We start from the raw sequence: 24,365 nt of genomic DNA, 5'->3' as shown, positions 1-24,365 counted from the left end.
GAATATCATGCCAATGATGGATAGTAACCAAATGCCGAATATCATGCCGATGATGGATAATAATCAAATGCCGAATATCATGCCAATGATGGATAATAATCAACCACCGCCAATGATGCCGCAGCAAATACCGATGCCATATCAATCGTCAATGATGCCACAACAGTATCCATATTATCAAATGCCATACCAACAACAGCAAAATCCGTATTATCAAATGCCACATACACAAGGTATGCCAATGATGCCGCACCAAATGCCAGTGCAACATACTTCAATGCCATACCAACCGCAAGCTGGTAATAATGTTCCACAAATGATGCCAGCAGAAGAAGATTGTGGATGTGGTGAGGAAAGAAATTTATATAGTCCACAGCCAGGTGGGCCATATTATCCTAATTCTCCATATTATCCAACAGCTCAAGTCGCATATGCACCGCAGCCAGGTACGATGAATTATCAGCAAAATCCGCCAGAGATTTTTGGAGAACCACTTGCAGAAGATGAGGAGTAGAGAGAGTTGCGTTAACAATAAAGAGGTCGTGTTAGAAAATTCCTAGTGAAATATTAACAAGTGTAAAAATCTCCTTTGTTACTCACTATAAGAAGGAGCTTTTCGAGAGAGAAGTTCAACCTAACAAGGGGGGTTTTTATATTGAGTAAAAAAATTAAAATTATTGCCGCTTCTTTGTTAGTTACCAGTGCATTAGCTGCATGTGGTACACCTAAGAATAAAAGTGCGATGGATGGGCGCAATGCGAACTACAATTATGAACGTACATCTTATTATGATACACAACCATACAGAAATAATGTAGCACGTACAGATCGATATACAGATTATGTAACATATCGAAATGGAAATAGAGTTACAGATAATGTATATGATCGTCGTAATGATGTTGGATATAACTACTACCGTGATGTAAATTACCACGGTCAAATGGCAAATCCATATCCAACTCGTAACGTTACAATGAATAATTCATACATTAACAATGATGGTAAAACTGCAGAAAGAATTACAAATCGTGTTAAGGGTATGAATAATGTGGATCGTGTTTCTACAGTTGTGCGTGGAAATGATGTAGTTATTGCGGTGAAACCACGTAACACAGTAACAAACGAAACAGAAATGGCAAATGAAATCCGTCAAGCGGTTGCAAATGACGTGAAAAATAGAAATGTGTATGTAACTGTAAAAAATGACATGTTTGAACGTGTTGATACGATGAATACACGTCTGCGCAATGGAACAGTTACAAACAATTTAAATCGTGACATATCAGATTTATTTCGAGACGTTCGTGCTGGTCTTACTGGTACAGTGCGATAACAAAAAAAGGGGAAAGGTTTACGGCCTTTCCCTTTTTATTTTCATAAATATTAAAATAGCGATGCAGAAAGTCATTCATCAATATCCTGCATACGTTTTTTTTTAATAAAGTAACCAACAGAATAAGAAGCTAAAAAGCATAAGAAGAGAATACTTCCCATAAGAATGCCTTCCCATAGCGGTCTTTCAGGGCTGAAAATAACATAAATAATAGCAAAAATGATTCCTACGATAGCAGAGCGTAAAACAAGTTTGTAATAAGGCGTTAGTTTCATTTCTTTTTCATTTTCTTCTGCATCAATAGAGATTCCCATTTGTAAATAGGCTAGAAGTATACTTGTTAGTATGAATAATAACCATAGTGGAGATTTTGTAATTTGATCTATACCTTCATTGAAGCCAATATACCCTAAGATGCCCATTATACCAATTGATTGAAAGAGAAAGGCAATTCGAACGTTCTTTAAATTTTGAAGGATTAAACGTTCATCTTTTATTCTTTTCAATATACTCACTCCTGTTTACCAGATTTTTCATTGTATCTACATTTATTGTAACATATATATTGCAATAATCAATTTATATTTTACTTTAATGGTTATAGGGATAAATACTGTTGTAAAAAGTTAATGAAATTTTTCTATGTTTAGCTTGCGTTCTTTTTACATTAATGTTATATTAGCAAAGCGATGAGCTAATTTACGTAAGACGAGAGATATGCTTAAGTGCTAAACACGCGGATGTGGCCGCCTGGTCTCTCGCCGTAAACGCATCAAGACGCCTGCTATGTGCAGGCGTCTTTCTTATTATATAAAAGTAAATGACTCATGTAGGTAGGGATTACACCTTACCTGCATTTTTTATTTTCATTAAAAATAATCACCGCTGTTACTATGGATAAAACTTCTATTTCCGGAAAAACTACAAACGGAAGTTTTATTTTGCTTAGAAGAGGTGAGCGGAAATGAAATTCATGATGGTTGCAGTTCAAGTTGTAATCGCTATGTTTTGTTTATATCATGAATCAAGTGTGATAGCTGCGGCTTCTGCATTAGAGGTTACGCAAAAAGAACCTCAAGTTACGATTCTATTAGAGCGTATGTATGTAGATGGAGAGGTAAGTGAGGAAATTTTCACTGAAAAAGTAGCAAATTTAGAACAGTTTCTTCAGCAGTATAAAGAATGGCAGCTTGTCGATAGTGATGATACGCAAATTGTACTGCAAAAAAAGGTGGATGATATTTCACCACTACTTAAAACGAGTGGGTATTTTGGTGTTTCCAATGAGGGGATACTGCAAATTTTTAACGGTGTACCAAAAAGTGATAATGCGATTCACTCATTCTTCCAAATTGATATGAAAAAGCTAGAAAGTTATGATCGTGCAAAGCTAAAACGTGGTATTCGTATCAAGTCAAAAGAACGTTTTGTGAAGACGATTGAGAAAATGAAGCAGTATGCAGTGCAAAATAAGAAAACCAGCAGCTGATGTGAGCTGCTGGTTTTCTTATTTGTTTTTATCTAAAATTTGTTTTGCAATTTCATCAATTAGCATATCTTTGCTGATAGGGTTGAATGCTTTTGTGTTAAAGACTTCATTGCTTACTTCGTAAACATGATTATTTTTTACAGCTTTGTTATCTTTCCAAACAGCACTATTTTTGTAGTCATCGAACACTTTATCTGCTTCGCCACCAAAGTTTACGATAAACATTTGATCAGGCTGGAATGCAACAAGGCCTTCTAATGATACTTGTGCCATCGTCTGTTTTAAATCTGTTCCTTTCGTTGCAGGTAGTTTTAAGTCATTAAAGAGAATATCACCATATCCGAAGCTACCATATACACGGAAGTTTTGCGGTGTTACAGCAAGGAACATAAAGTTTTCATCTTTTGTTTTCTCTTTAATTTTTTTAGATAAGGAATCTGCTTTTTTATCGTAGTCTGCAATCCATTTATCTGCTTTTTTCTCTTCGTCAAATAGCTTGCCTACTTCCTTAAATTTGTCGCGCCAGTTTTCTAAGTTTGTTTCTAGAACAACTGTTGGGGCAACTTTTGCTAATTGATCATAAATTTTCAATTGACGGTTGTTTAAAATAATTAAGTCTGGTTTTAAAGCAGTAACCGCTTCTAAATCAACTTTAGGTGCCCAGTACCAACCAACTGCTTTTACATCTTTTAGCTTTTCTTGCAAATGATCTTGGATTTTATCTTTATACGTGTTAGCTGTACCAACAGGTTTATGACCAAGAAGTAACAGTTCTTCAGATGATCCAGATAAGTCGACAATTCTTTTTGGGTTTGTCGGAATTTTAGCTTCACCTTTTGCATGTTTTACAACTTTTGTTTTCGGTTGTTCTTTTGGCTGTGCTTCTTCTTGTTTAGAAGAGCAACCAACAATGGTAAAAATAACAAGAATGAGAGTAAATAGAATAGATAGATTGCGTTTCACCTTTATGTAACCCCTTTAATTAATATTGATAATCATTATCGTCTTTGTAAGATTAATTTGCTTTATATTGTTCTGTCAATATGAAAAAAATGAAAAAGCTAAATAGAGAACGTTTGTTGGGGTAGTCTCGCTTTTCTATCATTAAATATGTTAAAATGGAATACATGATTTGAGAGGGAGAGATCGTATTTTGTTTGAATATGTTACAGGCTATGTGGAATATGTAGGGCCAGAATATGTCGTTCTTGATCATAATGGAATCGGCTATCAAATTTTTACGCCAAATCCATATGTATTTCAAAGAAGTAAGCAAGAAATTCGTGTATATACATATCATTATGTGAGAGAAGATATTATGGCGCTCTATGGATTTAAGACACGTGAAGAGCGTTTGTTATTTACAAAACTTTTAGGTGTATCAGGAATCGGACCAAAAGGTGCACTTGCTATTTTAGCTTCTGGTCAAACTGGGCAGGTCGTGCAAGCAATTGAACATGAGGATGAAAAATTCTTAGTGAAATTCCCGGGAGTAGGAAAGAAAACTGCACGTCAAATGATTTTAGACTTAAAAGGAAAATTAGCTGATGTTGTACCAGATGCGTTTGTTGATTTATTCTCAGATGTAGAACGTTTCGACCAGAAGAAGAGTTCATCAGCTGAGCTTGATGAAGCGCTTGAGGCACTTCGTGCACTTGGCTATGCAGAACGAGAAGTTTCTCGTGTTGTACCGGAGTTATTAAAAGAATCACTTACGACGGATCAGTATATTAAAAAGGCACTTAGTCTTTTACTAAATGGTAAGAGGTGAGTAGAATGGACGAACGTCTTCTCTCAGGAGAATCGGCATATGAAGATGCGGACTTAGAATATTCGTTACGGCCACAGACGCTCCGTCAATATATTGGCCAAGATAAGGCGAAACATAATTTAGAAGTGTTTATTGAAGCAGCGAAAATGCGTGAGGAAACATTGGATCACGTACTATTATACGGGCCGCCAGGACTTGGGAAAACGACGCTTGCGAATATTATTGCCAATGAAATGGGCGTTAATATTCGAACGACGTCAGGTCCAGCAATTGAACGCCCAGGAGATTTAGCGGCAGTATTAACGGCGCTTCAACCTGGTGATGTATTATTTATTGATGAAATTCATCGTTTGCATAGGTCAATTGAAGAGGTACTATACCCAGCAATGGAGGACTTTTGTCTTGATATTGTGATTGGGAAAGGCCCATCAGCACGTTCAGTAAGGCTTGATTTACCGCCGTTTACGCTAGTTGGCGCAACAACGCGCGCTGGTGCATTATCAGCACCGCTTCGTGACCGCTTTGGTGTGTTATCACGGTTAGAGTATTATACAGTAGATCAACTATCAGCGATTGTAGAGCGTACAGCAGAAGTGTTTGAAGTTGAAATTGACTCATTAGCTGCTTTAGAAATTGCAAGGCGTGCACGAGGTACGCCGCGTATCGCAAACCGATTACTAAGACGTGTTCGTGACTTTGCACAAGTTCGAAGCGATGGAACGATTGCGATGGAAATTACACAAATGGCATTAGAACTATTGCAAGTCGATAAACTAGGGCTTGATCATATCGATCATAAATTATTGCTTGGTATTATTGAAAAGTTCCGTGGTGGTCCAGTGGGATTAGAAACGGTCTCAGCGACAATTGGGGAAGAGTCTACGACGATTGAAGATGTGTATGAACCATATTTACTACAAATTGGTTTTTTACAACGAACGCCAAGAGGACGAATTGTAACGCCACTCGCTTATGAACATTTCGGAATGGATATGCCAGGGGTATGACGGATATGCCAAAGCTGCTTATTACAGCTGGTATTCTTCTCATTGTCGTTGGAGTAGCTTGGAAGTTCATCGGAAGGCTTCCAGGCGATATTTTTGTGAAAAAAGGAAACGTTACCTTTTATTTTCCGATCATTACATGTATTGTGTTAAGTATTGTATTATCTTTTGTTATGTATATCATAAATCGATTTAAATAGAAATAGGTGGATATAGTTATGGATATTAATCTGTTTGATTTTCATTTACCAGAAGAACTCATTGCCCAAACGCCGCTTGAACAGCGCGAAACATCAAGACTAATGGTGTTAGACCGTGAAACAGGTGATATAGAGCATAAGCATTTTACTGACATTCTTTCTTATTTACATGAGGGTGATTGTTTAGTTTTAAATGAAACGAAAGTTATGCCTGCTCGTTTGCATGGTGTGAAAGAAGATACAGGTGCACATATTGAAGTGCTTCTTTTAAAGCAAGAAGATGGAGATAAGTGGGAAACGCTTGTAAAGCCAGCTAAACGTGTAAAAGAAGGAACTATCATTTCTTTTGGTGAAGGAAAGTTAAAAGCAACTTGCATTGGAACAGCTGATCAAGGTGGCCGCCAGCTTGAGTTTTCATATGACGGTATCTTTTATGAAATTTTAGATGAACTTGGAGAAATGCCGCTTCCTCCATACATTAAAGAAACACTGGAAGACCGTGATCGTTATCAAACGGTATATGCTAAGGAAATTGGTTCTGCAGCAGCGCCGACAGCTGGGCTTCATTTTACAGAAGAATTATTAGAGAAATTGAAGAAAAAAGACGTTCATTTAGCATTCATTACGCTTCATGTTGGCCTTGGTACATTTAGACCAGTGTCTGCGGATACAATTGAAGAACACCATATGCATGCTGAGTATTATCATATGTCAGAAGAAACGGCAGATTTGTTAAATCGTGTGAAAAAGAACGGCGGTCGTATTATTACTGTTGGTACAACGTCAACACGTACACTAGAAACAATTGCTACAGATCACGATGGTAAGCTTTGTGCGACATCGGGATGGACGGATATTTTTATGTATCCAGGATATGAATTTAAAGCAATTGACGGTTTAATTACAAACTTCCATTTGCCAAAATCAACATTAATTATGCTTGTAAGTGCATTTGCAAGTAGAGAAAATGTCCTTCATGCTTATAATGAAGCAGTAAAAGAAAAATACCGTTTCTTTAGCTTCGGTGATGCGATGTTCGTTGCATCTCATGCTAAAGAAAGAAGTAAATAAAAAGGAGTAAATCTATGACAGCAATTCGTTATGAATTTATTAAAACATGTAAACAAACGGGTGCCCGTTTAGGTCGCGTTCATACACCGCACGGCTCGTTTGATACACCAACATTTATGCCAGTTGGTACACTTGCGACAGTTAAAACGATGTCACCAGAAGAGTTAAAGGCGATGGATTCTGGCATTATTTTAAGTAATACGTATCATTTATGGCTTCGTCCAGGTCATGAAATTGTACGTGAGGCAGGCGGATTACATAAATTTATGAACTGGGACCGTGCAATCTTAACGGATTCTGGTGGTTTCCAAGTGTTTAGTTTAAGTGATTTCCGTCGTATTGAAGAAGAGGGAGTTCACTTCCGTAATCACTTAAATGGAGACAAGTTATTCTTATCACCAGAAAAAGCGATGGAGATTCAGAATGCATTAGGTTCAGATATTATGATGGCATTTGATGAATGTCCACCGTTTCCTGCTACTTTTGAATATATGAAAAAATCTGTAGAACGTACGAGTCGCTGGGCAGAGCGTTGTTTAAAAGCTCACGAACGTCCACAAGATCAAGGGTTATTTGGGATTGTACAGGGCGGAGAGTTTGAAGAACTTCGTCGCCAAAGTGCGAAAGACCTTGTTTCAATGGACTTCCCTGGTTATGCAGTAGGTGGATTATCAGTTGGGGAACCAAAGGATATTATGAACCGCGTACTGGAATTTACAACACCGCTTCTTCCAGACAATAAACCACGTTATTTAATGGGGGTAGGTTCTCCTGACTCATTAATTGATGGTGCAATTCGTGGTATTGATATGTTTGACTGCGTACTTCCAACTCGTATTGCTCGAAATGGTACATGTATGACAAGTCAAGGACGTCTTGTTGTGAAAAATGCGAAGTTTGCAAGAGACTTTGGCCCACTTGATCCAAATTGTGATTGCTACACATGTAAAAATTATTCTCGTGCGTACATTCGTCACTTAATGAAGTGTGATGAAACATTCGGAATTCGGTTAACGTCTTATCACAACCTTCATTTTCTGTTAAACTTAATGGAGCAGGTGAGACAAGCCATTCGTGAAGACCGTCTTGGCGATTTCCGTGAAGAGTTCTTTGAACAATATGGCTTTAATAAACCGAATGCTAAAAACTTCTAATACATAATTTAAAAGGAGGAACAAAAGATGAATCCAGGTATGATGAATATTGTCATGATTGTTGCGATGTTTGCGATTTTCTATTTCTTATTAATTCGCCCGCAGCAAAAGCGTCAAAAGGCAGTAGCACAAATGCAAAGTGAAATCCAAAAAGGTGATGCTATCGTAACAATCGGTGGCTTACACGGCACAATTGAATCAGTAGATGACACTACGATTGTTATTAAATCTGGTGGTTCACACTTAACATTCGATCGCAATGCGATTCGTGAAGTTGTGAAGAAGTAATAGTAAAAAGCCCTGCGAATGCAGGGCTTTTTCAATCTGTACGCTTTGACATATTAACGCCGAATATGCCTCCGAGTGTACTTACCCCCATTAACCCAAGTTGATAAAGAAGCTGTGAATTAGATAATGCGTGAGAGAAACCTAAGTAATTAACGAGAAAAACAAGAGTAGCAAAGATAAACCCGGTTGTGAATCCGACGAACCATCCTTTTCCTTGCGCTTTTTTGCCAGCGATAAACCCGGATATGAGCATGGAAAGAAGAGCGAGTATAAAAATGGTTATAGCCAATGGTCCTTCACTTATATCTGTAAACTTTAATAAAAAAGCAATCAACATACTTGTAATAGAGGCCAGTATTAATAAAGTGATAATCCCAAATCCGATTGCTGTAGATAATTTTTTCGTTCCATCCATTATGCATTCCCCCTTTTTAATACAAGCATATTTTCATTTTTGATAAGTTAGACTAGTTTCTTTTTTATAGGGAAACCTATGAGTAGAAAATGTTTAAAAAAGGAGAAAAAAGTAATGGAATGGCTATCGATAATTGGACGGACGATGCTTTTATATGTTGTGATTTTAATTATCTTTCGCCTTATGGGAAAACGCGAAATTGGAGAACTTAGTGTATTAGATTTAGTGGTTTTTATTATGCTTGGTGAGATGGCTGTGGTCGCAATTGAAAATACAGATAAGTCTCTTTGGCATCAACTAGTTCCTATGGTATTGCTCATGGCTGTGCAAATAACTTTATCGATGGTTTCTTTAAAAAATCAGCGTATTCGTCATTTAATAGAAGGGGAGCCAGCTGTTATTGTGAATGCAGGAAAAATTGATGAGAAACAGATGCGGAAGCAACGCTATAATATAGACGACTTAATGATGCAATTACGTGAGCAGGGAGTTGGAGATATAAGAGATGTAGAGTATGCTATTTTAGAGCCATCTGGAAAATTATCTGTCTTTCAAAAACAAAAAAGTAAGAAGAGTAAAAATGATACACCGCTGTTTTCGCTTCCTTTAATTATTGATGGGGAAATTCAATATAAACATTTACAGATGATTGAGCATTCGGATGGCTGGCTAGTAGAGAAATTAAAAAACTTAGGGCATAACGATGTGAAAAAAATTTTGTATTGTAGTTTTCAAAATGGACAGTTTTTTGTCGATGTGAAAGAGAAGTAAAGGCTTGCCAGACTAGAGGCAAGCCTATTTACCCAGCTATTTGCGGATAGTGGGGATGGAGAATCCTCTACTGAGTAAAGTTTCACTTTATTTTGAAATCAAAAGTTTACGAACAATAGGAATACGTCGTAATTCTTCTTTACGAATTAGTTTAAAAATAAGAAGAAGCAGAATATAAAGGATAGTGGTTAGTGTAATTTCCCATAATGTTTGTATGCCAAGTGAATGTGAAAAAACAATATATTTATGAAGATAGAATCCGAAAGCTCCTGCAATGGCAATCGTAATTCCCCCGAAAATATAATCTCTCATGTAAATTGTAAATGTAATTTTTTTTAAGACGGTAGCGTAGTGAAGGAATGTTACCGTCACAATGTTAGCGGCAATTGCAAGTGCGACCCCCATCATTTGAAATTCTGGACGTGAAGCGAGTAAGAAAATAACGAGCAGTTTTACAATGGCTCCGATAAACGTGTTCATCATCGCGGCGCGTGCTAAGTTTAAAGCTTGCAAAACAGATGTAAGGGGGCTTTGAAAATAGTGAAATAAAAAGCATGGTGCAAGTAATTGAATGAATGCAGTTGCGCTGTCTGAACCGTACATGAGAGTTAAAACAGGTGAAGCAAATACATAAAGAATAACGACTGACCACCCTCCAGTAATTAAAGAAATGCGGAGCGCTTGTTGCAGACGGTGTTCTACTAATCGATGTTGTTTTTTTGCCATTGCTTCACTAATGGATGGTACGAGTGCTGTAGAAAGCGCATATGTAATAAAGGCTGGCAATGATAAGAGAGGAAATGCATAGCCGTTTAATATGCCGTATTGCTGTGTAGCAATTGAAGCCGCAACACCAGCTAGCGCTAAGCTTTGCATAACGATAATTGGTTCGAAAAAATAAGAGACTGATCCAATTAAGCGACTTCCTGTAGTTGGAAGTGCAATTTCCATAAGTGAATGAAAAGTATGTTTACTTTCTTTGACAGTGTTTAGAAAACCAGTTCGTATAGAAAGATGTTTTTCACGCTGAAATAAAGTAAGTAAGAATAATAAAGAAGCAACTTCCCCAAGAACAGCTGATAACATTGCACCTGCAGCGGCGTATTCAACACCGTAAGGTAAAAATAACCGAATACATACGGCAATAATGGTAATACGGACAACTTGTTCTAACACTTGTGCATATGCGCTTGGTTTCATATTTTGTTTTCCTTGGAAATAGCCGCGCAAAACAGAGGAAACCGCAATAACAGGAACGACAGGTAAAATTGCCATTAGTGGATAGTACGTTCTTTTATCCGTTAATAAAGTTTCAGCTAAGAGGGGCGTTAGAAGCATGATGCCGATTGTTAAGATAATACTAATAACGGATGTAACAGCTAATGATACTGTTAATATTCTCTTTACTTTTTGTTTGTCATTTACTGCTTCCGCCTCTGCAACGAATTTTGCAATGGCAACAGGAAGTCCGATTTGTGTTAATGTAATTGCTAAAATAAAGGTGGGGACAGCCATCATGTAAAGACCGACGCCTTCTTCTCCTAAAATACGCGCCATTACAATTCGGTTTATGAACCCGAGAATTTTTGTAATAAAACCAGCTAGCATTAAAATAAATGCACCTCGTAAAAAGCTTTGTCTCGTCATGATCTTCTCCTATCTTCTCAAAATCAATGGAATGATTTACAATAATTTATATGCACGTATGAGACAAGAATGACAAGCATTTAAGAGGATGCGCTTATAAAGTAAGACTTTCATGGGAAAGAGCAGAGCGATAAAACCCTTAAAGACAGTTATTGCTGTCCATTAGAGCGGGATGAAAAGCGACTTTTCGTGCTGAAATCAGAAGGAGATGTGATGGTATGATTGAAAAAGAAGATTTGGTAGAAGCTTACCGCGGACAGTTACAAGTCGTTTTAGAGAGCAAATTAGAAGAATTCCAAATGTTTGGCTATGATCGAGTGACTGTTAATGATATTTGGAAATGTTTAAAAAGTAAAAAGTGGAAAAAAATAAAAAGTGAAATTAGATTGTATGAGCTTGTGAATGATGTGCTAACATTAACAGCAAATGAGTATATGACATATTTAACAGTAGAAGCGTATCAAGCGCCACTTTGGTCATTTGAAGAATATGAAAATAAATAACCGACTGTAATTGGTTTGTTCTTCCTTTTGCAGTATAATGATAGGTATTGATAAAGAGGAATGTATATGTCAGAGATTTTAAGTAAAGGAGGTAGGAAGCAGAAGTCATAAAAATTTGTAGTAAGATATAGGTTGCAGCCCAGCGTCTAAAATGTAGAACTGAGGTTTTGCCTATATGGCTAGTATGAAAGTTGAAAATTCACAGAAAGGAAGCCTACTAACTAGACAAATGCAGAAGTGTAAAGGAATGCCTGTGAATAAACAGAAATGGTTGTTACAGGAAATTGTCTAGCGTAAATGAATGATATGATTTGTTTATGATTTTAGTAGCAGAAAGAAGGTACATATGGCAAAGCGCGGTACTAGAATCGTCGCGTTTTTTCTCATCGTTTTATTAATCGGTGGAATTATTGGCGCGACAGGAAAAAACATAACAAAAGGAATTAGTCTTGGACTAGACCTTCGTGGTGGCTTTGAAATCTTGTATGAAGTAAAGCCGGCGAAAAAGGGAGATAAAATCGATCATGATGCACTTGTAAGTACAGTAGGTGCTCTTGAAAATCGTGTGAATGTTCTCGGTGTTAGTGAACCGAACATTCAAATCGAAGGGAAAGATCGCATTCGTGTACAGCTTGCTGGTGTAAAAGATCAGCAAAAAGCACGTGAAATCTTATCTACTCAAGCGAAATTAACATTCCGAGATGTGAATGATAATCTTCTCATGGACGGGACAGATTTAAAAGGCGGGGGAGCGAAGCAAACGTTTGATGATCAAGGCCGACCAAGCGTTGGACTTACATTAAAAAGTGCTGATAAGTTTCGTTCTGTTACAGAAAAAATATTAAGTATGAAGCCTGACAATTTAATGGTAATCTGGCTTGATTTTGAAGAAGGTAAAGATTCTTATAAAGCTGAAGCAGCAAAACCAAATCCTAAATTCTTATCAGCAGCAACAGTAAATCAAGTATTTAATCAAGCGGAAGTATCTATCACAGGTGGAAACTTCACAGTTGAAAGTGCAAAACAGCTTTCATCTTTATTAAATGCTGGTGCCCTTCCTGTTGATTTAAAAGAAATGTATTCAACATCTGTTGGGGCAAAATTTGGTCAACAAGCATTAGAGCAAACGATTTTCGCTAGTGCAATCGGAATTGCTATTATCTTCTTATTCATGCTTGTATTCTACCGTTTGCCAGGACTTGTAGCGGTTATTATGTTAGGGTTATATATTTTCGTAACATTGCTTGTCTTTAACTGGATGCATGCAGTCCTTACGTTACCGGGGATTGCGGCGTTAGTGCTCGGGGTTGGTATCGCGGTCGACGCGAATATCATTACGTATGAGCGACTGAAGGAAGAATTGCGAATTGGTAAGTCAATGATGTCAGCATATCGCGCTGGTAATCACCGTTCGTTAGCAACAATTTTAGATGCGAACGTTACGACAATTGCAGCAGCTGGTGTGTTATTCGCTTATGGTACAAGTTCTGTAAGAGGGTTCGCAACAAGTTTAATCGTAAGTATTTTAGTTGGTTTCCTTACAAACGTATTCGGTACTCGTTTCCTACTTGGATTACTTGTAAAAAGCCGTTACTTCGATAAGAAATTATCTTACTTTGGTGTGAAACAGAAGGAAATTATTCCGTTATCGAAAGGTGTAGAACATGCACCAACGAGATTTGATCGTATTAACTTTGTGAATATCGGTCACAAGTTCTTTTTATTCTCAATTGTAGTTGTTATTGCTGGAGCAATTATACTACCAATTTTCAAAATGAACCTTGGAATTGACTTTGCGAGTGGTACACGTATGGACTTGCAGTCAAAACAAGCGATTAGTGTAGATCAAGTTCAAAAAGATTTACATGAGTTAAAAATTGATGTGAAAAAAGAGGACATTGTACCAACAGGGAATGACAATAAAGGATTTGCTGTTCGTACATTAGGCGTTTTATCAAAAGATGAAATTGCGAAAGCAAAAACATTCTTCCACGATAAATATGGTACAGATCCAAATGTAAGTACAGTTTCTCCAACAATCGGGAAAGAGATTGCACGAAATGCATTTATCGCGGTTCTGATTGCTTCAGCGGTTATCATTTTATATGTGAGTATTCGTTTCCGTTTCACATATGCGTTATCTGCCGTATTAGCATTGTTACATGATGCGTTCGTTATGATTGTTGTGTTTAGCGTATTCCGATTGGAAGTAGATTTAACGTTTATCGCTGCGGTATTAACAATTATTGGTTATTCTATCAATGACTCGATTGTTACCTTTGACCGAAACCGTGAGTTATACAAACAGAAAAAACGAATTCGTGATTTGAAAGATTTAGAAGAAATCGTAAACTCAAGTATTCGTCAAACAATTGGTCGTTCCATTAATACAGTTTTAACTGTATTGTTCCCAGTTATTGCACTGCTGATCTTCGGTAGTGAATCACTGCGAAACTTCTCACTTGCATTAATGGTTGGATTAGTTGTAGGTACGTATTCTTCTGTTTTCGTTGCTTCTCAAATCTGGCTAATGCTTGAAAATCGCCGATTGAAAAAAGGAAAAGGCAAGAAAAAAGTAGAAACTGAAGTATCTGAACCACAAGTATAAAGGTTAGAACAGAACATATAAAAAGATGATGCCTCTTTACATTAGAGGCATCTCTTTTTTCGTTTGCGGATACACTAAAGTGACACTTCCTTTATTTTTTGTAACAATAAAAAAGGTAGTTTGAGAAAAGAAGGGATTTCATTTATGGAAAAAGATGAACGTTTTAAACAGGCGGAGTTTGGCGCTATTGTTGGAATCGTTGGAAATATTGTTTTAGCGATTGTAAAAGCGGTAATCGGCTATATTGGGAATAGTAAGGCGCTTTTAGCGGACGCAGTTCATTCAGCGTCAGATGTAGTTGGTTCGTTAGCTGTGTTTTTTGGATTGCGTGCAGCGAAGCAACCACCCGATGAAGATCATCCGTATGGGCACGGAAAAGCGGAATCGATTTCAGCGATTATTGTTGCAGTGTTATTATTTATTGTTGGGATTGAAATTGCGATTTCTTCTATAAAGGCTTTTACGCAGTACCTTGAACCACCGAAGGGAATTACAATTTTTGCGGTTATTCTTTCTATCGTGGTAAAAGAAGGGATGTTTCAGTATAAGTATCGATTAGGGAAACGGATAAATAGTGATGCAATTATTGCAAATGCATATGAGCACCGTTCAGATGTGTTTTCTTCAATTGCAGCTTTAATCGGGATTTGTGCAGCTATTATCGGCAATAAACTAGGTTTAGATTGGCTTGTGTATGCCGATCCTGTTGCGGGATTATTTGTTTCTCTACTTGTTGTAAAGATGGCATGGAGTATTGGAAGAGAAGCGATTCATACAACGCTTGATCATGTACTTCATGAAGAAGATGTTATTCCGCTAAGAGAATCAGTTCTTCAAGTGGAAGGTGTGAAAAAAATTGGTTCTTTGTATGCAAGAGAGCATGGACATTATGTCATTGTTGATATTAAAGTGTCTGTTGATCCATATATCACAGTGGAAGAAGGACATCGCATCGGGAAACATGTAAAAGAGGTATTGATGAAACAAGATAATGTACAAAATGTTTTTGTACATATTAATCCGTATTCTCCTGATTGATACGAAATAAGTAAATATTCATCTGTTTATGGAGATATTCAATCATAACTAATAGAGTTTGTATCATATTGTCACCCCTTAATCTGTCTTGTATAATGGACAGGTTAAGGGGTGATTTCGTGTTACAACCGAAGACGCGTTGGAAAGAAAAGTCATTTAATGAGGAACTGGTGAGTGAATTAGCAAGTAAATTGCAATTATCACCGCTTGTTACTTCGTTATTCCTCAGTAGAGGTTTAGATACAGAAGATAAGATTGTGGATTTTTTAAATACAGGACAGCAAGAATTTCACGATCCATTTTTGCTTGAAGGAATGGACCTTACGGTAGAACGTATAGGGCAAGCCATTCAAAATGGAGAACAAATTTTAATATTCGGAGACTATGATGCGGACGGTGTAAGTAGTACAACCGTTTTATTTCTTGCTCTTCAAGAATTAGGTGCGGATGTTGAGTTCTATATTCCAAACCGATTTACTGAAGGGTATGGACCGAGTGAAGAGGCGTTCCGCTGGGCACACCGTGCGGGATTTTCTCTTATCATTACTGTTGATACAGGTATCGCAGCAGTCCATGAGGCGCAAGTAGCAAAAGAGCTTGGTATAGATCTTATTATTACAGATCATCATGAGCCGCCGCCAGAACTGCCAGAAGCACTTGCGATTATTCACCCGAAGCTAAAGGGTGGTGTTTACCCGTTTCATTATTTAGCGGGCGTTGGTGTTGCGTTTAAAGTAGCGCATGCACTACTTGGGCGTGTACCGGAGCATTTATTAGAAATTGCAGTGATTGGTACGGTAGCCGATTTAGTATCACTTCATGGTGAAAATAGATTGCTTGTGCAGCGTGGATTGAAACAAATGCGAATGACAAAAAATATTGGTTTAAAAGCATTATTTAAAGTAGCAAATGTTTCACAAAGTGAGATTACGGAAGAGAGCATTGGTTTCTCAATTGCACCGCGTATTAATGCAATTGGTCGTTTAGAAGATGCGGCTCCGGCAGTTCACCTCCTTTTATCAGAAGATCCAGAAGAAGCGAAAGAGCTTGCTGAAGAAATTGATGAACTGAACAAGCTTCGAAAAGATATTGTAAAGCAAATTACAGAAGAGGCGATTGCAGAGGTAGAAAACAATTATCCGCCAGAGGACAATAAAGTGTTAGTGCTCGCGAAAGAAGGATGGAATCCAGGAGTAATAGGGATTGTTGCTTCTAAATTAGTAGAACGCTTTTATCGTCCAACAATTGTATTGTGTATTGATCCCGAGAAGCAAACAGCAAAAGGGTCTGCTCGTAGTATTGCAGGATTTGACTTATTTGCAAACTTATCAGATTGTAGGGAATTGTTACCGCACTTTGGGGGACATCCGATGGCGGCGGGAATGACGCTTCATATGAATGATGTGGATGAATTGCGCCGCCGCTTAAATGAACAAGCAGATGCGATTTTAACGTCTGAAGATTTTACTCCGATTACAACAGTTGATGCGATTTGCAAAGTGGAGGATGTGACGCTCTCAGCGATTGAGGAAATGCAGAAGCTCGCACCGTTTGGTGTTGGAAATCCGAAGCCGCGAATCGCAATTAGAGATGCGGAGTTAGAAAGTATTCGTGCCATTGGATCTGATGGTTCTCATTTGAAAATGGCACTTCGTGACGGACAGGCGACGTTAGATACGATTGGATTTGGTTTTGGAGCCTATGCGAAAGAAATTTCTCCAGTTGCTCACGTTTCTGTCGTTGGTGAGGCATCAATTAATGAATGGAATAATTTCAAAAAACCGCAACTTATGATTCAAGATATTGCGGTAGATGCATGGCAATTATTTGATTGGCGTAGTATGCGTAATGTGGAATCGAACTTAGCAGAACTTTCACGAGAAAAAATAACAATGGTGTATTTTTCTGAAGAGGTATTAAATAAATTTTCTTTAGAAGAATATAAAGAACAACTTATACATGCTTCAGAAGTGACTGACCTAGATGGTCGTTATATTGTGTTGCTAGATTTACCAAAGTCAACGGATGAATTACGAGGTTTATTTGAGGCAGGATTCCCAGCGCGAATTTATACGCTGTTTTACCAAGAGAATAATCATTTATTTAGTACAGTTCCAACAAGGGAACACTTTAAATGGTACTATTCCTTTTTACACCAAAAAGCACCATTTTCTTTAAGACAACATGGAGAACAGCTATGTCGTCATAAAGGTTGGTCAAAAGATACAGTAAATTTCATGACACAGGTGTTTTTTGAGTTAGAATTTGTTACAATAAAAGACGGTGTCATTTTTATGGCAGAAGAAATGAAAAAGCGTGATTTAATTGAATCGAACACATATCGTGAGAAAATGAACCATTTACAACTAGAAAAAGAGTTGATTTATAGCACATATCAACAATTATATACATGGTTTGAAACGATTCGTAATCATAAAGAAGTAGAACAGTTAGGGTAAAGGCCTTGTATTTACAGACCTTTTATATCTGAGGAGGATTCAGAAATATGGACTTCAAGCAACATATCGCAATTGTACCGGATTATCCGAAAGAAGGTATCGTTTTTAAAGACATCACACCTTTAATGAACGATGGGCAAGCATACAAAGCAGCAACAGATGAAATCGTTGCTTACGCAAAACAAAGAGACATCGACCTTGTAGTAGGACCAGAAGCGCGTGGTTTTATTATCGGTTGCCCAGTTTCTTACGCATTAGAAGTAGGATTTGCACCAGTTCGTAAATTAGGGAAATTACCTCGTGAAGTAATTACAGTTGACTACGGTAAAGAGTATGGAAAAGATGTTTTAACAATCCATAAAGATGCAATTAAACCAGGTCAACGCGTATTAATTACAGATGACCTATTAGCTACAGGTGGAACAATCGAAGCGACAATTAAGCTAGTTGAAGAGCTTGGTGGAATTGTAGCAGGGATTGCATTCTTAGTAGAACTTACTTACTTAGATGGCCGCAAAATGTTAGACGGTTATGATGTATTAGTGTTAGAAAAATACTAATTATTATATAGATAAAACTACGGCGATAGAAAAAAAGTACCCGTGAATCTCTTGGAGAGGAGCGGGTACTTTTGTATAATTGTACAAAAAAGTATGATGAAATATCAGTAAAATCTTTTCCTTTTCACAATTCACAATCATTAGGTTATAATGATAGAATAAAATTTATTCTAATGAGTAAGGGAAAAGTCAATTTTCAATAAAAGGTGATTCGATGGCAAATGAGCAAGTACTAACAGCTGAACAGGTACTCGAGAAGGCAAGTCAATATTTAGCGGACGATGATATTGAGCTGGTGGCACGTGCCTATGAATATGCACGTGATGCACATAGCGAACAGTATAGAAAATCGGGCGAACCATATATTATTCACCCGATTCAAGTAGCAGGTATTTTAGTCGATTTACACATGGATCCATCTACAGTGTCGGCAGGTTTTTTGCATGATGTAGTAGAAGATACCGAGGTTACACTAGAAGATATTGAACGGGAATTTAATAAAGAAATTGCCATGCTTGTTGATGGTGTTACAAAGCTTGGGAAAATTAAATACAAATCTCATGAACAACAGCAAGCAGAGAACCATCGCAAAATGTTTATTGCAATGGCCCAAGATATTCGTGTTATTTTAATCAAATTAGCTGACCGTCTTCATAACATGCGTACACTTAAGCATTTGCCTCAAGAAAAGCAGCGTCGTATCGCAAATGAAACGTTAGAAATTTTTGCACCTTTAGCTCATAGACTCGGAATTAATACTATTAAATGGGAGCTAGAGGATACATCGCTTCGCTATTTGAATCCGCAGCAATACTATCGCATTGTAAACTTAATGAAGCGGAAACGTGCAGAACGTGAAGAATATTTAGATGAAGTCATGACGGGTATTCGTGACAAGCTGAAAGAAGTAGCGATTCAACCTGATATTTCAGGTCGCCCAAAGCATATTTATAGTATTTATCGTAAAATGGCACTTCAAAATAAACAATTTAATGAAATTTATGATTTGCTAGCTGTGCGCGTTGTTGTAAATAGTATTAAAGACTGCTATGCAGTATTAGGAATTATTCATACGTGCTGGAAACCAATGCCAGGTCGTTTTAAAGATTATATTGCAATGCCGAAAGCGAACCTATATCAATCCCTCCATACAACTGTGATTGGTCCAAAAGGTGACCCGCTTGAAGTGCAAATTCGTACGAAAGAAATGCATGAAATTGCAGAATACGGAATTGCGGCACACTGGGCATATAAAGAAGGAAAAGCGGCAGAAGCAACAGGTACACTTGAGAAAAAATTAACGTGGTTCCGTCAAATATTAGAATGGCAAAATGAAGCTTCTAATGCGGAAGAATTTATGGAGTCATTAAAAATTGATTTATTTTCTGATATGGTATTCGTCTTTACACCAAAAGGAGACGTCATGGAATTACCACTAGGTTCTGTTCCAATTGATTTTGCTTACCGTGTCCATTCAGAAATAGGGAATAAAACAATTGGTGCAAAAGTAAACGGGAAAATGGTAACACTTGATTATAAATTAAAAACAGGTGATATCATTGAAATTTTAACATCTAAACATTCATATGGACCAAGTCAGGACTGGGTAAAACTTGCGCAAACATCTCATGCGAAAAATAAAATCCGCCAATTCTTCAAAAAGCAGCGCCGAGATGAGAATATCGAAAAAGGTCGCGAGCTTGTTGAAAAAGAAGTGCGTAGCTTAGAGTATGAAATGAAAGAAATATTAGCACCTGACAATTTAAAGCGAGTGGCTGAGAAATACAACTTTGCAAATGAAGAAGATATGTTTGCGGCAGTTGGGTATAACGGCATTACGGCTGCACAAATTGCAACGCGTCTAACGGACAAGTTCCGCAAACAGCGTGACGAAGAACAAGATATTGTGGAAGTAAAAGAAGTTCGTAAACCGATGAAAATCAGAAAATGGGATTCAGGTGTAAAAGTAAGTGGAGCTGACAATTTATTAATTCGCTTATCGAAATGCTGTAACCCAGTTCCAGGTGACGATATTGTCGGATACATTACGAAAGGACGCGGTGTCTCTATTCACCGTCGTGATTGCGTCAATGTGCATACAGAAGAAGCTAAGGAGCGTTTACTAGAAGTAGAGTGGGAAGGTAGTCCAGAAAAAGAGATTGAGTATAACGTTGATATTGAAATTTCTGGTTATGATCGCCGCGGCTTACTAAATGAAGTTCTGCAAGCTGTAACAGAGACGAAAACATATATTTCAGCTGTTTCAGGTAGAAGCGACCGCAATAAAATGGCAACAATCAATATGTCCATTTCTATTCGTAATTTACATCATTTGAAAAAGGTAGTAGAGCGTATTAAAAGAGTTCCAGAAATTTATGCAGTACGCCGCATGATGCATTAATAGGGAGTGTATAAAATATGAGAGTTGTCTTGCAACGATCAAAAGAAGCGTCTGTTACAGTAGATGGTGAGATTGTAGGGCAAATTCCGTTCGGTTTAACATTGCTAGTTGGCATTACACATGAAGATACAGAAAAAGATGCAACATATATTGCCGAGAAGGTTGCGAATTTACGTATTTTTGAGGATGGGAACGGGAAGATGAACCATTCTGTCCTTGATATGGAGGGACAAGTGCTATCCATTTCACAATTTACATTGTACGGAGATTGCCGTAAAGGAAGACGCCCAAACTTTATGGATGCTGCGAAACCAGACTACGCAGAGAACTTGTATGATTTCTTCAATGAAGAACTGCGCAAACAAGGACTGCGCGTAGAAACGGGCAGGTTCGGAGCAATGATGGATGTTTCTTTAATTAATGATGGTCCGGTGACCTTAATTTTAGAAAGTAAATAATGATGCTGGAAGAGAGGATGCATGTCATCCTCTCTTTTTTTATCCCGCTATTCACGGGCGATAATACCTACACTGTTTAAAGTTTCATCTTATAAGTCTTACGAAAGGAATATTTTGTTAATTTGTAATATGATTATTTGGAAAATAACAAAAATAGTAACAAGGGAAATTACAGGGAGGTACATGTTATGGCAACGTTTGTATTTGTTCATGGAGCATGGGATGGAGGATATGTTTGGAAAGAAGTCGCTACATGTTTAAGAAAAGAGGGGCATGAGGTATATACACCTACATTAACAGGACTTGGGGAGAGAACGCATCTCGCACAACCAAGTGTAGGATTGAAAACATATATTCAAGATATTGCTAATGTTATTCAATATGAACAGTTACACGATGTAATTTTAGTGGGACATAGTTATTCAGGCATGGTGATAACGGGGGTAGCTGAAGTTATTCCTGAATCTATTAAAAACCTTGTGTATATAGATGCTATGCTTCCAAATGATGACGATTCTGTTATGGATATTTCTGGACCTAAAATGGCTACTCATTTTATAGAAGAAGTAAAATTATCTGGGGAGGGATGGCGTATTCTCCCTAGAAATGCATCAGATAAAAGAAAATCGGCTATGCCTTTATTAGCTTTTACACAAGCGATTGAAATGAAAAATCCGAAAGTTGACGAGATACCACATACATATGTAGAAATATTAGATCATCCAGAACATTGGCCAATGACGCCTATTTTCCAAAAATCTGCTGAAATAGCGAGAGAAAGAGATTGGGATGTTTTTTCAGTACAAACAGGTGGGCACTGGGTGATGCAAACAAATCCAGAAGTGTTAGTTCGTATATTAAGTCAATATACGAACTAATTTTGAAACGATGAGATATAAGGTGCTCAACTCACCGCGGAAGAAGGGGAATCTGAAGTGGGGAGCTGGTATACGATGCTTCAAGAAATGAATATAGCTTTACGTTTTGTATTAGAGTTATGTACCCTTGGAGTTATAGGGTATTGGGGGTTTCAGGTGGGGAAAGGACCTGTTATAAAAGGAACATTTTCCGTTGTACTTCCTCTTATCATAGCTGTTATATGGGGATTATTTGGAGCACCAGAAGCAACATGGAAATTACAGGGCGCGTTACATCTGATGTTAGAAATAATAATTTTAGGGTTAGGTATTGTAGCACTCTATCATTTAAGATATGTTGCGTTAGCGACTATATTTATGATTGTCATTTTTACCAATAGCGTCCTTATGTACATATGGAAGCAGTAGTAGATTCCCTTTCTTATTCGTGTATAACTAACTCATTGATATGGAACAATAAAAGTAAAAACATCCATATTGATTGTGAGGGATACGCGTATGCGCATGAATGAAAAAGGACACTCTGTTACAAACGGTGCAAACCAATTATTTAACGTGAATTTTCATGAGTTTATTGCAAGAGAACAAAATAATACCTCTATGGAGCTTGCATCTGAATTTGGTATTTCATTGCAGGATGTAAAACGGTTAAAGAAGCAGATTGAACGCTCCTAGTGCACTTGACAATCGCCCTGAACAAACGTATAGTAATTTTATATTTACATATGAAGAGAACCGATGATAGAGAAGAGTAGATGAGATACACATGAAAAGAGAGGAAATGTCCTAGGCTGAAAACATTTCTACATGATGACTAATCGAATGACACTCTGTAGGTTTCAACTTGAACGGCACAAATGCTTAGTAGGGGTTGAACGCAAGTTTAAGCGTTATTAAAAAAGTGGAAGCATACGTGCTTCAATTAGGGTGGCACCACGGGTAATAATACTCTCGTCCCTACTGGATAATCAGTAGAGGCGGGAGTTTTTTTATTTTTAATAAGATTAAAACAATTTGAGGAGGAACTGAATATGTCTATTCAAATCCCACGCGGAACGCAAGATATTCTTCCAGGAACCATTGAGTTATGGCAGTATATCGAAGGGCAAGCACGCGAAATTTGCCGTCGTTACAACTATAAAGAGATTCGTACACCAATTTTTGAGCACACAGAATTATTTTTACGCGGTGTTGGTGATACAACAGATATCGTACAAAAAGAAATGTACTCATTCCAAGATCGTGGCGAACGTAGCTTAACATTACGTCCAGAAGGAACTGCACCTGTTGTACGTTCTTATGTTGAAAATAAAATGTATGGTGATGCAACACAGCCAACGAAATTATATTACATCGGTCAAATGTTCCGTTATGAAAGACCACAAGCGGGTCGCTATCGTCAATTCGTACAATTTGGTATCGAGGCAATCGGTAGTAATGATCCAGCAATTGATGCGGAAGTGATTGCACTTGCTGTAGAATTCTACCGCGGCATGGGATTAAAAAACATTAAAGTTGTCCTAAATAGCTTAGGTGATGCAGCGAGCCGTCAAGCGCACCGTGAGGCGTTAATCGCTCACTTTGAGCCTCGCATCGGCGAATTCTGTTCAGATTGCCAATCTCGTTTAGAGAAAAATCCACTTCGTATTTTAGACTGTAAAAAGGACCGTGATCATGAATTAATGAGCACAGCACCGTCTATTACAGAATACTTAAACGAAGAATCAACAACGTACTATGAAAAAGTACAAGAGTTATTAACAATGATGGGTGTCCCATTTGAAAAAGATCCAAACCTAGTGCGCGGTTTAGATTACTATCAGCACACTGTATTTGAGATTATGAGTGAAGCAGACGGTTTCGGTGCAATCACGACATTAAGTGGCGGTGGTCGCTATAACGGTCTTGTACAAGAAATCGGTGGTCCAGAAATGCCTGGTATTGGTTTTGCGATGAGTATTGAACGTTTAATTATGGCGCTGAAAGCTGAAAATATTGAATTACCAATTGAACATAACATTGATTGCTACGTTGTAGCACTTGGAGATAAAGCGAAAGATCACGCAGCAAAAATTGCATTTGATCTTCGTAAAGCTGGATTATCAGTTGAAAAAGATTATTTAGATCGCAAAATGAAAGCACAATTTAAATCAGCAGATCGTCTAAATGCGAAATATGTAGCTGTATTAGGAGAAGATGAGCTAGATAAAGGCATCATCAACTTAAAAGATATGGCAACAGGTGGACAAGAAGAAGTGGCTTTAGATGTATTTGCTTCATATGTAGCAGAGAAATTAATATAGGGGGAACGAAC

25 protein-coding genes and 1 other annotated feature are annotated in these 24,365 nt (G+C 37.6%); of the genes, 21 read left to right on the top strand and 4 right to left on the bottom strand.

Annotated elements, in window-relative coordinates; all coding sequences use genetic code 11:
* Both C564_RS32110 and C564_RS0115380 read left to right on the top strand, forming a co-directional pair.
* A partial coding sequence (locus tag C564_RS32110) for a hypothetical protein (protein ID WP_018765910.1) occupies positions 1 to 514 on the top strand: 514 nt, incomplete at its 5' end.
* A gap of 141 nt (positions 515 to 655) precedes the next feature.
* Positions 656 to 1,336, top strand: coding sequence for a YhcN/YlaJ family sporulation lipoprotein (locus C564_RS0115380; protein ID WP_018765909.1), 681 nt, complete (start codon positions 656 to 658; stop codon positions 1,334 to 1,336).
* 71 nt (positions 1,337 to 1,407) lie between these two features.
* Here C564_RS0115380 and C564_RS0115375 read toward each other — a convergent pair whose 3' ends face one another.
* Positions 1,408 to 1,842, bottom strand: a complete 435-nt coding sequence (locus C564_RS0115375) for a branched-chain amino acid ABC transporter substrate-binding protein (protein ID WP_018765908.1) — start codon at positions 1,840 to 1,842, stop codon at positions 1,408 to 1,410.
* Positions 1,843 to 2,300: 458 nt separating this feature from the next.
* On the opposite strand from C564_RS0115375, the gene C564_RS0115370 reads away from it, so the two are divergent.
* On the top strand, positions 2,301 to 2,825 hold the full coding sequence (locus C564_RS0115370) for a BofC C-terminal domain-containing protein (RefSeq protein ID WP_018765907.1): 525 nt from the start codon (positions 2,301 to 2,303) through the stop codon (positions 2,823 to 2,825).
* Positions 2,826 to 2,843: 18 nt separating this feature from the next.
* On the opposite strand, the gene C564_RS0115365 is transcribed toward C564_RS0115370, so the two are convergent.
* Complete coding sequence (locus tag C564_RS0115365) at positions 2,844 to 3,788, bottom strand: iron-hydroxamate ABC transporter substrate-binding protein (protein WP_018765906.1); 945 nt, start codon at positions 3,786 to 3,788, stop codon at positions 2,844 to 2,846.
* 190 nt (positions 3,789 to 3,978) lie between these two features.
* Between C564_RS0115365 and ruvA the strand changes: the two genes are divergently transcribed.
* From ruvA to yajC, 6 genes are read left to right on the top strand one after another with little or no spacing between them, the layout of a single operon-like run.
* Positions 3,979 to 4,596, top strand: a complete 618-nt coding sequence (gene ruvA / locus C564_RS0115360) for a Holliday junction DNA helicase RuvA (protein ID WP_018765905.1) — start codon at positions 3,979 to 3,981, stop codon at positions 4,594 to 4,596.
* 5 nt (positions 4,597 to 4,601) lie between these two features.
* On the top strand, positions 4,602 to 5,603 hold the full coding sequence (gene ruvB / locus C564_RS0115355) for a Holliday junction branch migration DNA helicase RuvB (protein WP_003200439.1): 1,002 nt from the start codon (positions 4,602 to 4,604) through the stop codon (positions 5,601 to 5,603).
* The gene (locus C564_RS0115350; RefSeq protein WP_026008581.1) at positions 5,600 to 5,800 is read left to right on the top strand and encodes a DUF2905 domain-containing protein; all 201 of its coding nucleotides are present in this window, start codon (positions 5,600 to 5,602) and stop codon (positions 5,798 to 5,800) included. The genes ruvB and C564_RS0115350 overlap by 4 nt, the downstream gene beginning before the upstream one ends.
* Positions 5,801 to 5,818: 18 nt before the next feature.
* Positions 5,819 to 6,871 (top strand): tRNA preQ1(34) S-adenosylmethionine ribosyltransferase-isomerase QueA, encoded by a 1,053-nt coding sequence (queA, locus tag C564_RS0115345; protein WP_018765904.1) that lies wholly within the window; start codon positions 5,819 to 5,821, stop codon positions 6,869 to 6,871.
* A 14-nt stretch (positions 6,872 to 6,885) separates the two neighbouring features.
* The gene (gene tgt / locus C564_RS0115340; protein WP_000125373.1) at positions 6,886 to 8,025 is read left to right on the top strand and encodes a tRNA guanosine(34) transglycosylase Tgt; all 1,140 of its coding nucleotides are present in this window, start codon (positions 6,886 to 6,888) and stop codon (positions 8,023 to 8,025) included.
* 27 nt (positions 8,026 to 8,052) lie between these two features.
* The gene (gene yajC / locus C564_RS0115335) at positions 8,053 to 8,313 is read left to right on the top strand and encodes a preprotein translocase subunit YajC (protein ID WP_006096029.1); all 261 of its coding nucleotides are present in this window, start codon (positions 8,053 to 8,055) and stop codon (positions 8,311 to 8,313) included.
* A 31-nt stretch (positions 8,314 to 8,344) separates the two neighbouring features.
* Here the strand turns inward: yajC and C564_RS0115330 are convergent, their stop codons facing one another.
* Positions 8,345 to 8,728, bottom strand: coding sequence for a TIGR04086 family membrane protein (locus C564_RS0115330; RefSeq protein WP_018765903.1), 384 nt, complete (start codon positions 8,726 to 8,728; stop codon positions 8,345 to 8,347).
* 114 nt (positions 8,729 to 8,842) lie between these two features.
* Here C564_RS0115330 and C564_RS0115325 point away from each other — a divergent pair, with 114 nt between their 5' ends.
* Positions 8,843 to 9,499, top strand: coding sequence for a DUF421 domain-containing protein (locus C564_RS0115325; RefSeq protein ID WP_018765902.1), 657 nt, complete (start codon positions 8,843 to 8,845; stop codon positions 9,497 to 9,499).
* Between the two features lie 87 nt (positions 9,500 to 9,586).
* Here the strand turns inward: C564_RS0115325 and spoVB are convergent, their stop codons facing one another.
* Entirely contained in the window at positions 9,587 to 11,146 is a 1,560-nt protein-coding gene (spoVB, locus tag C564_RS0115320; RefSeq protein ID WP_018765901.1) for a stage V sporulation protein B, read from the bottom strand.
* A 218-nt stretch (positions 11,147 to 11,364) separates the two neighbouring features.
* Here spoVB and C564_RS0115315 point away from each other — a divergent pair, with 218 nt between their 5' ends.
* The 11 genes from C564_RS0115315 (at position 11,365) to hisS (ending at position 24,354) form a co-directional block, all read left to right on the top strand.
* Entirely contained in the window at positions 11,365 to 11,649 is a 285-nt protein-coding gene (locus C564_RS0115315; protein WP_003200455.1) for a post-transcriptional regulator, read from the top strand.
* Positions 11,650 to 11,995: 346 nt separating this feature from the next.
* The gene (gene secDF, locus C564_RS0115305; protein WP_018765900.1) at positions 11,996 to 14,257 is read left to right on the top strand and encodes a protein translocase subunit SecDF; all 2,262 of its coding nucleotides are present in this window, start codon (positions 11,996 to 11,998) and stop codon (positions 14,255 to 14,257) included.
* A 144-nt stretch (positions 14,258 to 14,401) separates the two neighbouring features.
* Positions 14,402 to 15,295, top strand: a complete 894-nt coding sequence (locus C564_RS0115300) for a cation diffusion facilitator family transporter (RefSeq protein ID WP_018765899.1) — start codon at positions 14,402 to 14,404, stop codon at positions 15,293 to 15,295.
* Positions 15,296 to 15,414: 119 nt separating this feature from the next.
* The gene (gene recJ, locus C564_RS0115295) at positions 15,415 to 17,754 is read left to right on the top strand and encodes a single-stranded-DNA-specific exonuclease RecJ (RefSeq protein ID WP_018765898.1); all 2,340 of its coding nucleotides are present in this window, start codon (positions 15,415 to 15,417) and stop codon (positions 17,752 to 17,754) included.
* A 47-nt stretch (positions 17,755 to 17,801) separates the two neighbouring features.
* Positions 17,802 to 18,314 carry an adenine phosphoribosyltransferase gene (locus C564_RS0115290; protein ID WP_003200465.1) on the top strand — a complete coding sequence of 171 codons (513 nt, stop codon included), beginning with the start codon at positions 17,802 to 17,804 and terminating at the stop codon, positions 18,312 to 18,314.
* Between the two features lie 214 nt (positions 18,315 to 18,528).
* Entirely contained in the window at positions 18,529 to 20,715 is a 2,187-nt protein-coding gene (gene relA, locus C564_RS0115285; protein WP_003200467.1) for a GTP diphosphokinase, read from the top strand.
* Between the two features lie 17 nt (positions 20,716 to 20,732).
* Positions 20,733 to 21,173 (top strand): D-aminoacyl-tRNA deacylase, encoded by a 441-nt coding sequence (dtd, locus tag C564_RS0115280; RefSeq protein WP_003200469.1) that lies wholly within the window; start codon positions 20,733 to 20,735, stop codon positions 21,171 to 21,173.
* A 188-nt stretch (positions 21,174 to 21,361) separates the two neighbouring features.
* Positions 21,362 to 22,051 (top strand): alpha/beta fold hydrolase, encoded by a 690-nt coding sequence (locus C564_RS0115275; protein ID WP_006096036.1) that lies wholly within the window; start codon positions 21,362 to 21,364, stop codon positions 22,049 to 22,051.
* Positions 22,052 to 22,126: 75 nt separating this feature from the next.
* Positions 22,127 to 22,459: a YrdB family protein gene (locus tag C564_RS0115270; RefSeq protein WP_026008580.1), complete on the top strand. Its 333-nt coding sequence runs from the start codon at positions 22,127 to 22,129 to the stop codon at positions 22,457 to 22,459.
* A gap of 90 nt (positions 22,460 to 22,549) precedes the next feature.
* Positions 22,550 to 22,726, top strand: coding sequence for a hypothetical protein (locus C564_RS36780; protein WP_003200475.1), 177 nt, complete (start codon positions 22,550 to 22,552; stop codon positions 22,724 to 22,726).
* Between the two features lie 54 nt (positions 22,727 to 22,780).
* Positions 22,781 to 23,013, top strand: a binding site (T-box leader).
* A 69-nt stretch (positions 23,014 to 23,082) separates the two neighbouring features.
* Positions 23,083 to 24,354 carry a histidine--tRNA ligase gene (hisS, locus tag C564_RS0115260; protein WP_018765896.1) on the top strand — a complete coding sequence of 424 codons (1,272 nt, stop codon included), beginning with the start codon at positions 23,083 to 23,085 and terminating at the stop codon, positions 24,352 to 24,354.
* Positions 24,355 to 24,365: the final 11 nt, after the last annotated feature.

The sequence above is a fragment of the Bacillus sp. 105MF genome (assembly GCF_000374885.1).
Lineage (GTDB): Bacteria > Bacillota > Bacilli > Bacillales > Bacillaceae_G > Bacillus_A > Bacillus_A pseudomycoides.
This window is presented reverse-complemented; position numbering and strand designations above follow the sequence as displayed.